The sequence below is a fragment of the Bradyrhizobium sp. AUGA SZCCT0431 genome (assembly GCF_018131065.1).
Lineage (GTDB): Bacteria > Pseudomonadota > Alphaproteobacteria > Rhizobiales > Xanthobacteraceae > Bradyrhizobium.
In genome coordinates, this window is record NZ_JAFCLR010000017.1 from 95,976 (window position 1) to 109,345 (window position 13,370).

Here is a 13,370-nt window from a genome sequence, read left to right on the forward strand (position 1 = left end):
GCCACCGAGGATGATGTGAGCGAAGCCCACGCATCGCTGCTGGACCGTCTCGCCGCCACCATCGTCGCACTACATCCCACGCGGATCATCCGCGTCGCGATCGATGGCGTCGATGGCGCGGGAAAAACCACGCTGGCGGACGCGTTGGCGCCGCTCGTGGCAGCGCAAGGCCGCCCGACAATCCGCGCCTCGGTCGATGACTTCCATCATCCACGCTCGGTACGATACGCGCGCGGCCGGTATTCACCTGATGGCTTTTATCTCGACTCGTACGAATACGATTCATTTCGGACGCTGTTGCTTGATCCCTTGAGCCCCGGTGGCTCCGGTCGATATGTCGCAAGGCGTTTTGATCTCGACTACGACCGGCCGTTCGAACCGGTCGCGCAGCAGGCGCCGCCAACCGCCGCGCTGATCGTTGACGGCATCTTCCTGCACCGTCCCGAGCTTCGAGCCTATTGGGACCTCTCGATGTTTCTGAAGGTCGACTTCAATGTCTCCGTGCCGCGCGGCGCGCAGCGCAGCCCGGATTTTGGCGCGTCCGATCCGGCTTCGCCGTCTAACCAGCGCTATGCCGGCGGCCAGCAGCGATATCTGAGCGAGTGCGACCCGGAACAACGCGCCGCTATCGTGATCGGCTACAACGACCTGCGCGAGCCGCAGATATTGAAGTGGCGACGGGCGTAGCCCGGCGCTCTGCCCGCCCGGACACGCCGTTTCAGCCTGTCACCTGGGGAACAGCGCTCCGGTTCGGTCTCAGGCATTCTCCAAATCACAGGAAACGAACGCGGTGGTCGCGCTCCCCTGCCAAATGGAGAACTGCCATGAATACCCAGAATGTTCAGATCGATGCGCTTTCCGACGAAGAACTCAACGCCGTCTCGGGTGGCAAAGACCGGGTTCAGGTGACCAAGGAGCAGTATGAACAGATCCTCGAGGTCAAGTTTATGTTCGCCAGCCTCAAGAAGTAAGCCCGAACGCCCTGAGCGGATTAGTAAGACGCAGTCCTCTGCCTTGGAAAATACGAGTACGGCGGATCAGGCCTCATGGCCGGTCCGCCGGACTTGTAACGTAGGTAACTCCCTCCAGGGGAAGCTGCGCCGTCTTTTCTTTCCGTCTCTCCTGCTTGCGCCATTCCCCGACAAACGAGACGAACGCGCCTAGCGCCGGCGGCGGCTGGCGGCGGCTCGGGTAGTACAGAAACGGTCCGGGAAACGGCGCGCACCAGTCATCGAGCACGCTGACCAGCGCGCCAGATTTCACCCCCTCGCGAACATAGCCCTCGAAGGTCAGCCAGAAACCGAGCCCGTCATGCACCGCCCGCATCGCCAGGCCAAGATGGGTCGCGATCAGCTTCCCGGTCTGCGCAACCTTGACGATGCGTCCCGCCTTCTCGAACTCCCAGTCGGGCATCGCGCCGCTGCCGAACCGGGTGCGGATGCAGGAATGAGCTAGCAGATCCTTCGGATGCTTGGGCCGGCCATGCTGCGCAACATATTCGCGCGACGCCACCACGGCGTAGCGCTGCGGCGGGCCGAGCGCGACCGCGATCATGTCCTGCGCCAGATGCTCGCCGTAGCGCACGCCAGCGTCGAAACCGTCGGCGACAATGTCGATGAAGGAGCTGTCGCCGACGATCTCGAGCTCGATCTGTGGATAGGTCTTGAGGAAAGGCCCGACCATCGGCGCCAACACCAGATCGATCGCCGGCGGCGGCGCATTGATCCGCAGACGGCCGGACGGCACGCCGCGCAGGCCGCGCACCTGATCCAGCGCGTCGCCGACATCCGACATCGCCGGCCCGACCCGGGCCAGCAGCAGTTCGCCGGCTTCGGTCAATGCGACGCTGCGGGTGGTGCGGTTCATCAGGCGGACGCCAAGCCGCTCCTCCATGTCGCGCAGCCGCTGGCTGAGACTCGAGACGGAGACGCGCTGCTCGATCGCGGCGCGCCGGAAATTCCGGGTGCGCGCCACGGCGACGAAGGCATCGAGATCGCGGAGATCAACATCCTGCATTGTTCGCTATACTGAACAAGCTATTTATCATTGTCCAGCTTATCGTTGTAATCGCGATCGGCCATACGAACCTCGTCAACCCGGCGCGGAATCCCGCCGCCAATACGAGGAGAGCCACCATGGAACACCGCAAACTCGGCAAAACCGGCCCCAACGTCGCCGCCATCGGCCTCGGCTGCATGGGCATGTCGGACTTTTATGGTCCGGCCGACCGCGGCGAGAGCATCAGCACCATCCACGCCGCGCTCGACGCCGGGGTCACGCTGCTCGACACCGGTGATTTCTACGGCATGGGCCACAACGAATTGCTGATCCGCGAGGCGCTCGCCGGCCGCGGCCGCGACAATGTGCAGATCAGCGTCAAGTTCGGCGCGTTGCGCGATCCCGCGCGCGGCTTTATCGGAATGGACGGCCGCCCCGCGGCAGTGAAAAATTTCATCGCCTATTCGCTGCAGCGGCTCGGCGTCGATCACATCGACATCTACCGGCTGGCGCGGCTCGATCCGGCGGTGCCGATCGAAGACACGATCGGTGCGATCGCCGACATGATCAAGGCCGGCTATGTCAGGCATGTCGGCCTGTCCGAAGTCGGCTCCGACACCATCCGTCGCGCCCATGCCGTGCATCCGATCGCCGATCTGCAGATCGAATACTCACTGATCTCGCGCGGCATCGAGGACGATATCCTGTCGACCTGCCGCGAACTCGGTATCGGCGTCACCGCCTATGGCGTGCTGTCGCGCGGCCTGATCAGCGGACACTGGTCGAAGAACACCTCCGACCAGCAGGATTTCCGCCAGATGGGCCCACGCTTCCAGGGCGCCAATCTCGACGCCAATCTGGCGCTGGTCGAGCCGCTGCGCGCGGTCGCCGCCGAACTCGGCGTATCGGTGGCGCAGGTCGCGATTGCCTGGGTGGCGGCGCAGGGCACCGATATCGTGCCGCTGGTCGGTGCCCGCCGCCGCGACCGCCTGACGGAGGCGCTCGGTGCGCTCGACGTGAAACTGACGCCGGCGCACCTCGCCAAACTCACCGCCGCCTTCCCGCCGGGCGCTGCCGCCGGCACGCGCTATGCCGCGGAGCAAATGGCGCATCTCGACAGCGAGAAGAAGCGGGCCTGAAGGTAATCGGACGACCTCCTCGCACTTCCGTTGGTGGGGCGCGAGGAGGTTCCGTGAGAGAGATCACGGTAGACCCTCCAGTCCGCGCCTAGCGTCCTGCAGCAGTCGAAGCGGATGGCCCCTTCGTCTCGCGACAGGAGAAGACAGATGAAGAAATCCGAAGCGAAGTCCCAACAGTCGGCCGATGCGACGCTCGAAGCGCCGGTCCGGCTCACCCCGGAGCAACTCGAAATCGTCGCAGCCGGTTTCGCGAAGCAAATACTCGTCGTCAAAGATCCGATTGGCGGCACAATTCTGACCGGCGCTATTTCGCCGCGGCTGCCCACGCTGCCCACGAAGACGTTCCAGTTCTGAACCGAACTGGCGACGAGATGGCGTTCGGCGCTTAGCGCGTCGGACGCCATCCCGGAAGCCTTTTCATTCCCAGGGGCGATTCAGCTCACCCGGCACCAGCAGCGAGATAGAGGGTTTCATGTCCGACGGATCAAAGAAGCAGATCGACTGCCCCAGCTCTCAGGCCACCACGGAAGGCGCCCGAATCTATGGCGTGATGACGGGAACGCCGGAAGATCACAGGGTCGGCTATCTCACCGAAACCCTGCCGGTTTCCGAGAAGCTGCTTGCCCTTGCGGGAGATGCCAAGCCCACGCAACTGTTCCGCATTGCGGCACCCTGCGCAGGCGCCAGCGGCGGCTGCAAGCATTTCAAGGGCAACGCCTGCAGTCTGGCTAAAAGGATCGTTGAAGGCCTTCCGGCCGTCGTCAACGCGCTGCCCGCCTGCCAGATCCGGTCCACTTGCCGCTGGTTTCGTCAGGAAGGCAAAGAGGCCTGCTTCCGCTGCCCGCAGGTCATGACGGATAAATCAAACGCGTCTGACTACGAGAAGCAGATTGCCGACGCCGACTGACGCGCAAGGCGGATGCCTCATCGGTGTCCGCTCAAATCGGTGATGACAGGCGTATCGCCATTGAGCGGGTTCGCCGGATCGCGCCGATAGCGCAGGGTTTCGAACCGCATCGCGCGGGCATCCACCATCACCAGCCGTCCGACCAGACTGTCGCCGAAGCCGACGATTTCGCGAATCGCTTCCAGCGCCATCATCGATCCCAGCATTCCCGCGAGAGCGCCCATCACGCCGGCCTCGGCGCAGGCCGGCACCGTGCCCGGCGGCGGCGCCTCTGGAAACAGACAGCGATAGGTCGGATTGAACTCGCCGTCAGCGCCCCGTTCATGGGCGCGGATCGTGGTCAGCGATCCGTCGAACTGGCCCAGCGCCGCCGTGATCAGCGGCTTGGCCGCGAGGAAGCAGGCGTCGGAAACCAGATAGCGGGTTTCGAAATTATCTGACCCGTCGAGCACCAGATCATAACCGCCGATCAGCGACATCGCGTTGCCAGCATCGAGACGCACCGCATGCGCCTCGAAGTTGACATGCGGGTTGAGCGCGTCGATCTGCTGCGCGGCGCTGTCGACCTTGCGCTTGCCGATATCGGGCGTGGTGTGGATGATCTGGCGCTGCAAATTGGACAGCGAGACAATATCGTCGTCGACCACGCCGAGCGTGCCGATCCCGGCGGCGGCGAGATACATCAGGACCGGGGCGCCGAGACCGCCGGCGCCGATCACCAGCACGGACGCCTCCTTCAGGGCGGTCTGGCCGGGGCCGCCGACCTCGCGCAGCACGATGTGGCGGGCATAGCGTTCGAGTTCGTCGGCGGTCAGCATCGTCGGTCTATTCCCATGCGCCGTTCCGTGAACCGGGGCGCTGTTGTTGCTGACCAAGCAGATGTGCTTAATTGACCCGAGGTCAATGATCGCTCCAATATTCCCTCCCGATTCCGAGTATTCCCTGGGATTTGTCATGAGATCGGTGTTTTCAGCAACATTGATGGTCTCGGCCGTCATTTTCGCGAGCCTGGGATCGTCAGCTCAGGCCCAGTTGACGCCGCCCTCCACGGCCGGCGCCAAGCCGAAGCCGGTCACGACGGTGCCGATCCGGCCCGCGCTGCAAAAGCCCGAGGAGACCGCCAGCGCGATGTCGCAGGCCGAACGGCTGGCGCTGCAATCCGACCTCGCCTGGGTCGGGCAATATAACGGCGCGATCACCGGTGACATCAGCGAGCGCATGGTCAAGGCGATCAAGGAATTCCAGAAGAGCCGCGGGGCCAAGGAGACCGGCGTGCTCAATCCGCAGGAGCGCGGCATCCTCGCCGACACCGCCAGGAAGCGGCAGGAGAATGTCGGCTGGAAGATCGTCACCGATCCCCTCACCGGCGTGCGGCTCGGCATTCCCTCCAAGCTGGTGCCGCAGCAGGCCAGCGACGCCAACGGCACCAAATGGACGTCGCCGACCGGAACCATCCAGATTCAACTGGCGCGGCGCAAGGAAGCGACCCCCACCACGGCGAAGCTCGCTGAGCTGGAAAAGAAGGAAGCCCAGCGCAAGATCGATTACACGGTGGTGAAGCCGGACTTCTTCGTGCTCTCCGGCCTGCAAGGCCTGAAGAAGTTCTATGTGCGCGGCACCTTCAAGGGCGATGAGGTCCGCATCCTCACCATCCTCTACGATCAGGCCACGGAAAATACCGTGGAGCCGGTGGTGATCGCAATGTCGAGCGCATTCAACGCGTTTCCAACCGGCCCGCAGGTCGCAGGCCCCCCGCCGCGCAAGACCGTGGAATATGGTACCGGCGTCGTGGTCAGCGACGACGGCGCGATCCTGACCGACCGCCAGATCACCGATGGCTGCGTCGCGGTCGCGATCGCGGGCTTCGGCAATGCCGACCGTGTGGCCGAGGACAAGGAGCACGATCTCGCTTTGCTGCGCATCTATGGCGCGCGCGGACTGAAGCCGCTCAACCTCGCGAGCCCGGCCTCGAAGACGGCGCTCGACCTGACCGGCATTGCCGATCCGCAGAACCAGGGCGGCGGCGGGGCCGTCAGCAGCGTCAAGGCCTCGGTCGCGCAACTTGGCGGCAGCAGCGACGTCGCGTTGTCGCCGCCGCCCGCGCTCGGCTTTTCCGGCGCGGCCGCGCTCGACGGCGACGGCAAATTCGCCGGCATCGCGCTGCTGAAGCCGGTGGTCGTCGCAGGACCGGCGAACGGCGCCGCACAGGCGGTGCTGGTGACATCAGATACCGTGCGCGATTTCCTCAAGGCCAATGGCGTCGCTGGCGCAAGCGGATCGCCGGACGCAAAAGCATCCGTGGTGCGCGTGATCTGCGTGCGGAAGTAAACTTAGTTTACGCCAGCCCGAACCTCACACCGGCGCGCGCGAGACCGCCGGCGATGCCGATCGGTGTGCCGTCGGCGCGCCAGCAGGCTGCGCCCGACATCCGGCCGTCGTCGTGGAAGTGAATGGCATTCATGCCGCCGGCCACCGTAGGCACCGCCTGCACTCTGTGGCCCATCGCTGTGAGTTTGGCGCGAACGCTTTCCGGGACCGCCGATTCCACTTCGAGCGCATTGCCCTCGGTCCAGACCCGCGGCGCCTCGACGGCTTCCTGCAGGCTCATGCCATGGTCGATCAGATTGATCAGCGCCTGCATCGCGCTCGGAAAGATCCGCTTTCCACCGGGCAGGCCGAGCGCATAGACCAGCTTGCCATCGCGCAGCGCCATCATTGGCGACATCGAGGTGGTGACGCGCTTGCCGGGCGCCAGTGACAGCGCATGGCCGGGCCGGGGATCATAGAGGTTCATGTAGTTGTTCGGCACGGTGCCGAGACCGGGGATCATGATCTTGGCGCCGAACAGATTGTTGATGGTCTGCGTGGTCGCGACCACGTTGCCAAACGCATCCGCCGCCGTCATATGCGTGGTGTGCGCGCCTTCGAGTTGTGCGACGCCGGCACCCCATTGCTGCGCGCAGCCGGAATCGATCGCGCGGCGGCGCTCCCCGGCATAGGCCTTCGACGTCAGCCGCTCCACCGGCACGTTGATGAAGTCAGGATCGCCGCTGGCGGCCGCGCGATCGGCAAAAGCGATCTTCAACACTTCGGCGAGATAGTGAATCGTTTCCGCTGAGCCGAATCCGAGGCGTGCGATATCGTAGCCTTCCAGAATGTTGAGCATCTGCGCGATGTGCACGCCGGAGGCCGCGGGCGGCGGCGGTCCCTGAATTTCCCAGCCGCGATAATCGGCGCGGATCGGCTGGCGCTCGACGGTCCTGTAGGAGGTGAGGTCTTCACGGCTGATGAAGCCGCCATGCGCTTTCATGTAGTCGACCAGGATATCGCCGAGCGGTCCCTGATACAGCGCCGCTGCGCCGTGCTGCGAAATGTGAGTCAGCGTCTCCGCATATTCCGACTGCACCACGCGCTCGCCGGCCTTCAGCGGCGTCCCCTTGGGCAGATAGACCGCCGAGATCGCCTTGTCCTTCAACATCTCCGCCGCGCTGTCGCTGATGCATTCGTGCAGATAGGGCGTTACGGCATAGCCGCGCGAGGCGTGCTTGATCGCGGGCTGCATCACGTCGGCAAGGCTCATGGTGCCGAACCTTTGCAGCGTCTCGCACCAGGCTTTCAGCGAGCCCGGTGTCGCCACCGCTTTCGGACCGTTTAGATTTTCGTTGCCAACCGTATCGAACACGTCATGCGCCGAACCCGGTTTCGATCTGAAGGTGTCGGGACGCACCGACAGCGGCACGGTGCTCTGGCCGTCGATGAAGCGATGGCTGCCGTCGGCGAGGCGAATATGTGCCATGCCGCCGCCGATGATGCCGACCATCATCGGCTCGACCACCGTCAGCGTGAACAGCGTCGCGATCGCCGCATCGACGGCGTTGCCGCCGGCCGCCAACATCTCGGCGCCCGCGCTCGAAGCCAGCGGATGATTGCTCACCACCATGCCGCGACTGGAAGTCGCCGGCTGCTTCTGACATTGAAAATTGGTGGCCGCGCGATCCCGCCAATTACTGGTCATGTTGTTTCCCGTTTCTTTGTCGTTCTGCGGCAGGGGCGCGTTGCGCGTTTTACCTCTGGCATTTCGGGCACCAGAAGGTCGAGCGGCCGTTCTGGACGAAGCGCCGCACGATGCCGCCGCAGCGCGCGGTCTGGCATTTCTCGCCCTCGCGGTCATACACCTGGAACGAGTGCTGGAAATAACCGAGTTCGCCCGAGGTCTGGCGATGGTCGCTGATCGAGGAACCGCCGGCCTTGATCGCCTGGTTCAGGACATCGTGGATTGATCCGACCAGGCGTTTGGCGTGTTCGGTCGGTTCGGCTTTCTTCGTCGCCAGGGTCGCAGCGAGCCGGCGCGGCGACAGATGGGCGCGATAAAGCGCTTCGCAGACATAGATGTTGCCAAGTCCCGCCACCACACGCTGGTCGAGCAAGGCGGCCTTCAGGCTGGTTTTCTTGTTGTGGCAGGATTGCGCCAGCATCGTTGCGTCAAATTCATTGCCGAGCGGTTCGGGACCGAGCCCTTTCAGCAGCGGCTCCTGCTCCAGCGCGTTGCGGGCGATAATCTTCATGTAACCGAAACGGCGCGGATCGTTGAACACGACCGAGGCGCCCGACGACATGTGAAACACGACGTGATCATGGGCGCGGTCTTCGCTGCGCGGGAGATGGAATTGGCCGGGTGTGTTCTGGCTTGTGCTGTTGGCGCCGTTTTCCAGCACCCGAAACGAGCCCGACATGCCCAGATGCATCAGCAGCACGTCGCCCGAGGTCAGGTCCGCCATCAGATATTTGGCGCGGCGGCCGAGGCCGGTCACGGTCTGGCCCTCCAGCCGCGCGATAAAGTCTTTTTGAAAGGGAAACCGCAGATCTTTCCGCCGGGCTTCCGCCTTGACGATTTTTGAGCCCTCCATGGCGGGTTGCAGGCCGCGGCGGACGGTCTCAACTTCGGGTAATTCAGGCATGCAGCTATTCACCTTATGAAGGTGACGTGATAGCGCCATTGCGGCGGGCGCGCTATGGTCAGGCCATGGAGATAAGTTGATGGATCGGCCGGACCAAACGACGCATTTTGGCTTCAGGGACGTCCCCCTGGGGGATAAGCAGACGCTGGTGAACGACGTGTTTCACAGCGTGGCGTCGCGCTATGATTTGATGAACGATCTGATGTCGGCGGGCCTGCACCGGGTCTGGAAAGACATCATGATCAACAAGCTCAATCCGCCGAAGGGCGATGCGCCGTTCGCGCTGCTGGATGTTGCCGGCGGCACCGGCGACATCGCGTTCCGCGCCGCCAAGGCGGCAGGCACCGGCTTCCGCGCCACGGTCTGCGACATCAATACCGAGATGCTCGGCGTCGGCCGCAACCGTGCATTGGCGCGGCATCTCGACCAGCAGGTTTCGTTCGTCGAGGGCAATGCCGAGGCGCTGGAATTTCCAGATCGCGCGTTCGACGCCTATACGATCGCGTTCGGCATCCGCAACGTGCCGCGGATCGATGCAGCGCTGAAGGAAGCCTACCGCGTGCTGAGACCGGGCAGCAGATTCCTGTGCCTGGAATTCTCCACCGTCGATGTGCCCGGGCTCGACCGGCTCTATGATTTTTTCTCCTTCAAGGTGATCCCGCCGCTCGGCCGCGCCGTGACCGGCGACGCCGACTCCTACCAATACCTCGTTGAATCGATCCGGAAATTTCCGAGGCCCAACGCCTTTGCCGAGATGATCAGCGCCGCCGGCTTCTCGCGGGTGAAATGGGAAAGCCTCTCCGGCGGTATCGTGGCGCTGCATTCGGGCTGGCGTTTGTGATTTCTGCGGCGACCCACATCGCGCGGCTTGTCCGCGCCGGCTTTGTGTTCGCACGCGAGGGCGTGTTCGGCGTTGTCGATCCGAGCCTGGTGCCGCCGCCCGGGCAACTTGCGCTCAAGCTGGCGCGGATCATCGAGCGGCCCGGCGCCAAATCCGGCCCGCGGCTGTCGCGGGCGCTGACCCGGCTTGGCCCCGCCTATCTCAAGCTCGGACAATTCCTGGCGACACGGCCCGACGTGGTCGGCGTTGCGATGGCGCGCGATCTGGAAGCCTTGCAGGACCGGCTGCCGCCGTTTTCGCAGATCGAGGCCGAGGCCGTCATTGCGACATCGCTGGAACGCCCTGTGGCGCAGGCGTTTGCGAGCCTCGGGCCGTCGGTTGCCGCAGCTTCGATCGCGCAGGTGCATCGCGGCGAGGTCGCACGCGATGGCGCGCGCAAATCGGTCGCGGTCAAGGTGCTGCGCCCCAATGTCGCCGCGCGTTTCCGCCGCGACCTCGCTGATTTCTTCTTTGTCGCGCACAATGCCGAAGCGCATTCGGCTGAAGCGCGCCGGCTGCGGCTGATCGAGGTCATCAACACGATGTCGCGCTCGGTCGCGATGGAGATGGATCTGCGGCTGGAAGCGGCCGCGATGTCCGAGATGGCGGAGAACACGCGCGACGATCCGGATTTCCGCGTGCCGGCGGTGGATTGGGACCGCACCACCCACAACGTGCTGACGATGGAGTGGATCGACGGCATCGCGCTCAACGACCACGCGCGCCTCGCACAATCGCAGATCGACCTGCCCGATCTCGGACGCAAGGTGATCCAGAGTTTCCTGCGCCACGCGCTGCGCGATGGCTTCTTCCATGCCGACATGCATCCCGGCAATCTGTTCCTCGATGAGGCCGGTCGCCTGGTCGCCGTCGATTTCGGCATCATGGGCCGGCTTGGCCTGAAGGAGCGACGCTTCCTCGCCGAAATTCTTCTGGGTTTCATTACCCGCGACTACCGCCGCGTCGCCGAGGTGCATTTCGAGGCCGGCTATGTGCCCGGCCATCACTCGGTCGAGAATTTCGCGCAAGCGATCCGCGCCATCGGCGAGCCGATCCACAACCGCATCGCCGAAGACATCTCGATGGCGAAGCTGTTGACCTTGCTGCTCGAGGTCACCGGGCTGTTCGACATGCAGACCCGCCCCGAACTGATCCTGCTGCAAAAGACCATGGTGGTGGTCGAGGGCGTGGCGCGCGGTTTCGATCCCAAGCTCGATATCTGGAAGGTCGCCGATCCCGTGGTGCGCGAATGGATCGAACGCAATCTCGGACCCGTAGGGCGCATTCAGGGCGCGGTGTCCGGCGCGGGCGATCTTGGCCGCGTGCTGGCTGGCCTGCCGGCAATTGCCACGCGCTCGGTGGCGGTGCTGGAGCAGCTGGAGAAGATGACCCGGGAGGGCGTCACACTGTCGCCGGAGACGATTGCGGCGCTGGGCCGGGCCGAGGGGCGCAAGAGCCGCTGGCGCACCGTGGCGCTCTGGATCATCGCGGTGACATTCATCGGGATTCTGGTGGCCGTCCGGCAAATGTGATTGCAATGCATGCATTGTATGCTAGCATTGACATCATGCCTGCCTGGAGCCACCCATGGCCAGCCTCACCATCCGAAAGCTCGACGACGCCGTAAAGGCCTATTTGCGGCTGCGATCCGCCGGCAACGGCCGTTCGGTGGAAGAAGAAGTCCGGGTCATCCTAGGCGACCTCATCCAGGGCCGCCCCGAATTTCCCGCCTCGCCGTCTGTAGCGCCGCCTGCGGAGGTCTCCGCCCACGCGCCGGCGATCGTCCATGCGGCCAATCAGGCCAGCGTCACGCTGATCATCGGCGGCGGCATCGCCGCCTTCAAATCGCTCGAGCTGATCCGGCGGCTGAAGGAGCGGCGCATCGAGGTCCGCTGCGTGCTGACCAAGGCGGCGCAGCAATTCGTCACGCCGCTGTCCGCGAGCGCGCTGTCGCATGAGCGCGTCTATACGGACCTGTTCGACCCCGGCAGCGAATTCGACGCCGGTCACATCCGCCTGGCGCGCGAATGCGATCTGATCGTGGTCGCGCCGGCGACGGCCGATTTGATGGCGAAGATGGCGCATGGCCACGCCGACGATCTCGCCAGCGCCATCCTGCTGGCCGCCAACAAGCCGATCCTGCTGGCACCGGCGATGAACCCCTTGATGTGGAACAACGCCGCCACCCGCCGCAACGTGCTGCAGCTTCGCCGCGACGGGGTCACCATGATCGGCCCCAATGCCGGCGAGATGGCCGAAACCAACGAGGCCGGCGTCGGACGGATGTCCGAGGCCGTGGAAATTGCCGCGGCCGCAGTCGACATCCTGCGCCCGCCGCGCCCGCGTCCGCTCTTGGGAAAACGCGTGCTGATCACCGCGGGCCCGACCCATGAGCCGATTGATCCGGTGCGCTATATCGCCAACCGCTCGTCGGGCAAGCAGGGTTTTGCGATCGCCGCCGCGGCGCAGGCCGCGGGCGCCGACGTGACGCTGGTGTCCGGCCCGGTGGACTTGCGCGATCCCGCAGGGGTGACGGTGATCCGGGTGGAATCGGCGCGCGACATGCTGCATCGGGTCGAGGCCGCATTGCCCGCCGATATCGCGATCTTCGCCGCTGCCGTCGCCGACTGGCGCGTCGCCAATGAAGGCGAACAGAAATTGAAGAAGACATCGGCCGGCATGCCGCCGCTGCAGCTGGTCGAAAATCCCGACATCCTGGCCACGATTTCAAAACTGAAGGACAAGCGCCCGCCGCTGGTGATCGGCTTCGCCGCCGAGACCGAGCATCTGATCGAAAATGCCAAAGCCAAGATCGCGCGCAAGGGCTGCGACTGGATCGTCGCCAATGACGTGTCGCCGGCAACCGGCGTGATGGGCGGCGACCGCAACACCGTGCATCTGCTGCAGCGCGCCGGCAAAGAGATCGGCGTCGATAACATTGAAGTGGACTCTTGGCCGGTCATGACGAAAGAACAGGTCGCGACCGAACTGGTGGCGCGGATCGCAAAATCACTGGAGAAGAATTCGTGAGCGCAACGGTCAAGGTCGACATCATGCAATTGCCGCACGCCGAGGGCCTGGCGCTGCCGGCCTATCAGAGCGCGGACGCCGCGGGGCTGGATCTGCTCGCGGCGGTGCCGGCGGAAACGCCGTTGATCCTGCCGCCGGGCAAATATGCGATGGTACCCACCGGCCTTGCCATCGCATTGCCCAGGGGATTTGAGGCGCAGGTGCGGCCGCGCTCGGGGCTGGCGGCAAAGCACGGCGTCACCGTCCTCAATACGCCCGGCACGGTCGATGCGGATTATCGCGGCGAGATCAACGTGATCCTGATCAACCATGGCGAGGCGCCATTCCCGATCCGGCGCGGCGAGCGCATCGCGCAGATGGTGATCGCGCCGGTCACGCAGGCGCAACTGGTGCAGGTCGACACGCTATCGACCACCGACCGTGGCAGCGGCGGATTTGGCTCGACCGGGCGCTGAGCG

14 protein-coding genes are annotated in these 13,370 nt (G+C 64.6%); 10 read left to right on the forward strand and 4 right to left on the reverse strand.

The features are described 5' to 3' along the window. Positions 1–15: 15 nt before the first annotated feature. Positions 16–687, forward strand: coding sequence for a uridine kinase (locus JQ567_RS18545; RefSeq protein ID WP_212440163.1), 672 nt, complete (start codon positions 16–18; stop codon positions 685–687). Positions 688–824: 137 nt separating this feature from the next. Further along, on the forward strand, positions 825–971 hold the full coding sequence (locus tag JQ567_RS18550) for a bacteriocin (protein WP_212440164.1): 147 nt from the start codon (positions 825–827) through the stop codon (positions 969–971). 73 nt (positions 972–1,044) lie between these two features. On the opposite strand, the gene JQ567_RS18555 is transcribed toward JQ567_RS18550, so the two are convergent. Then, positions 1,045–2,016, reverse strand: coding sequence for a LysR family transcriptional regulator (locus JQ567_RS18555; protein ID WP_212440165.1), 972 nt, complete (start codon positions 2,014–2,016; stop codon positions 1,045–1,047). A 119-nt stretch (positions 2,017–2,135) separates the two neighbouring features. Between JQ567_RS18555 and JQ567_RS18560 the strand changes: the two genes are divergently transcribed. The 3 genes from JQ567_RS18560 to JQ567_RS18570 all read left to right on the forward strand — a co-directional run bounded on the left by JQ567_RS18560 (position 2,136) and on the right by JQ567_RS18570 (position 4,044). After that, positions 2,136–3,137: an aldo/keto reductase gene (locus JQ567_RS18560; protein ID WP_212440166.1), complete on the forward strand. Its 1,002-nt coding sequence runs from the start codon at positions 2,136–2,138 to the stop codon at positions 3,135–3,137. Positions 3,138–3,284: 147 nt separating this feature from the next. After that, positions 3,285–3,491, forward strand: a complete 207-nt coding sequence (locus JQ567_RS18565; protein ID WP_212440167.1) for a hypothetical protein — start codon at positions 3,285–3,287, stop codon at positions 3,489–3,491. A 118-nt stretch (positions 3,492–3,609) separates the two neighbouring features. Then, positions 3,610–4,044 (forward strand): hypothetical protein, encoded by a 435-nt coding sequence (locus JQ567_RS18570; protein WP_212440168.1) that lies wholly within the window; start codon positions 3,610–3,612, stop codon positions 4,042–4,044. A gap of 17 nt (positions 4,045–4,061) precedes the next feature. Here the strand turns inward: JQ567_RS18570 and JQ567_RS18575 are convergent, their stop codons facing one another. Next, positions 4,062–4,862 carry a molybdopterin-synthase adenylyltransferase MoeB gene (locus JQ567_RS18575; protein WP_212440169.1) on the reverse strand — a complete coding sequence of 267 codons (801 nt, stop codon included), beginning with the start codon at positions 4,860–4,862 and terminating at the stop codon, positions 4,062–4,064. Between the two features lie 136 nt (positions 4,863–4,998). Here JQ567_RS18575 and JQ567_RS18580 point away from each other — a divergent pair, with 136 nt between their 5' ends. Beyond that, on the forward strand, positions 4,999–6,372 hold the full coding sequence (locus tag JQ567_RS18580) for a serine protease (RefSeq protein ID WP_212440170.1): 1,374 nt from the start codon (positions 4,999–5,001) through the stop codon (positions 6,370–6,372). A 7-nt stretch (positions 6,373–6,379) separates the two neighbouring features. On the opposite strand, the gene ggt is transcribed toward JQ567_RS18580, so the two are convergent. Next, entirely contained in the window at positions 6,380–8,059 is a 1,680-nt protein-coding gene (gene ggt, locus JQ567_RS18585) for a gamma-glutamyltransferase (RefSeq protein ID WP_212440171.1), read from the reverse strand. 49 nt (positions 8,060–8,108) lie between these two features. Next, a complete protein-coding gene (gene mutM / locus JQ567_RS18590; protein ID WP_212440172.1) occupies positions 8,109–9,002 on the reverse strand; it encodes a bifunctional DNA-formamidopyrimidine glycosylase/DNA-(apurinic or apyrimidinic site) lyase in 894 nt (297 codons plus the stop codon). A gap of 79 nt (positions 9,003–9,081) precedes the next feature. On the opposite strand from mutM, the gene ubiE reads away from it, so the two are divergent. Genes ubiE through dut form a run of 4 tightly spaced genes read left to right on the forward strand, consistent with a single transcriptional unit; the run spans position 9,082 to position 13,367 of the window. Further along, the gene (gene ubiE / locus JQ567_RS18595) at positions 9,082–9,843 is read left to right on the forward strand and encodes a bifunctional demethylmenaquinone methyltransferase/2-methoxy-6-polyprenyl-1,4-benzoquinol methylase UbiE (protein WP_212440173.1); all 762 of its coding nucleotides are present in this window, start codon (positions 9,082–9,084) and stop codon (positions 9,841–9,843) included. Next, positions 9,840–11,414, forward strand: a complete 1,575-nt coding sequence (gene ubiB / locus JQ567_RS18600; protein ID WP_212440203.1) for a 2-polyprenylphenol 6-hydroxylase — start codon at positions 9,840–9,842, stop codon at positions 11,412–11,414. The genes ubiE and ubiB overlap by 4 nt, the downstream gene beginning before the upstream one ends. Positions 11,415–11,469: 55 nt before the next feature. Beyond that, complete coding sequence (gene coaBC / locus JQ567_RS18605) at positions 11,470–12,912, forward strand: bifunctional phosphopantothenoylcysteine decarboxylase/phosphopantothenate--cysteine ligase CoaBC (RefSeq protein ID WP_212440174.1); 1,443 nt, start codon at positions 11,470–11,472, stop codon at positions 12,910–12,912. After that, complete coding sequence (gene dut / locus JQ567_RS18610; RefSeq protein ID WP_212413434.1) at positions 12,909–13,367, forward strand: dUTP diphosphatase; 459 nt, start codon at positions 12,909–12,911, stop codon at positions 13,365–13,367. The genes coaBC and dut overlap by 4 nt, the downstream gene beginning before the upstream one ends. Positions 13,368–13,370 lie beyond the last annotated feature (3 nt).

Coding starts and splice junctions, on each gene's coding strand:
- JQ567_RS18580 (WP_212440170.1), top strand. CDS start 4,999: ATGAGATCGGTGTTTTCAGCAACATTGATGGTCTCGGCCGTCATTTTC.
- ubiE (WP_212440173.1), top strand. CDS start 9,082: ATGGATCGGCCGGACCAAACGACGCATTTTGGCTTCAGGGACGTCCCC.
- mutM (WP_212440172.1), bottom strand. CDS start 9,002: ATGCCTGAATTACCCGAAGTTGAGACCGTCCGCCGCGGCCTGCAACCC.
- JQ567_RS18550 (WP_212440164.1), top strand. CDS start 825: ATGAATACCCAGAATGTTCAGATCGATGCGCTTTCCGACGAAGAACTC.
- ggt (WP_212440171.1), bottom strand. CDS start 8,059: ATGACCAGTAATTGGCGGGATCGCGCGGCCACCAATTTTCAATGTCAG.
- JQ567_RS18570 (WP_212440168.1), top strand. CDS start 3,610: ATGTCCGACGGATCAAAGAAGCAGATCGACTGCCCCAGCTCTCAGGCC.
- JQ567_RS18565 (WP_212440167.1), top strand. CDS start 3,285: ATGAAGAAATCCGAAGCGAAGTCCCAACAGTCGGCCGATGCGACGCTC.
- JQ567_RS18575 (WP_212440169.1), bottom strand. CDS start 4,862: ATGCTGACCGCCGACGAACTCGAACGCTATGCCCGCCACATCGTGCTG.
- JQ567_RS18555 (WP_212440165.1), bottom strand. CDS start 2,016: ATGCAGGATGTTGATCTCCGCGATCTCGATGCCTTCGTCGCCGTGGCG.
- coaBC (WP_212440174.1), top strand. CDS start 11,470: ATGGCCAGCCTCACCATCCGAAAGCTCGACGACGCCGTAAAGGCCTAT.
- JQ567_RS18560 (WP_212440166.1), top strand. CDS start 2,136: ATGGAACACCGCAAACTCGGCAAAACCGGCCCCAACGTCGCCGCCATC.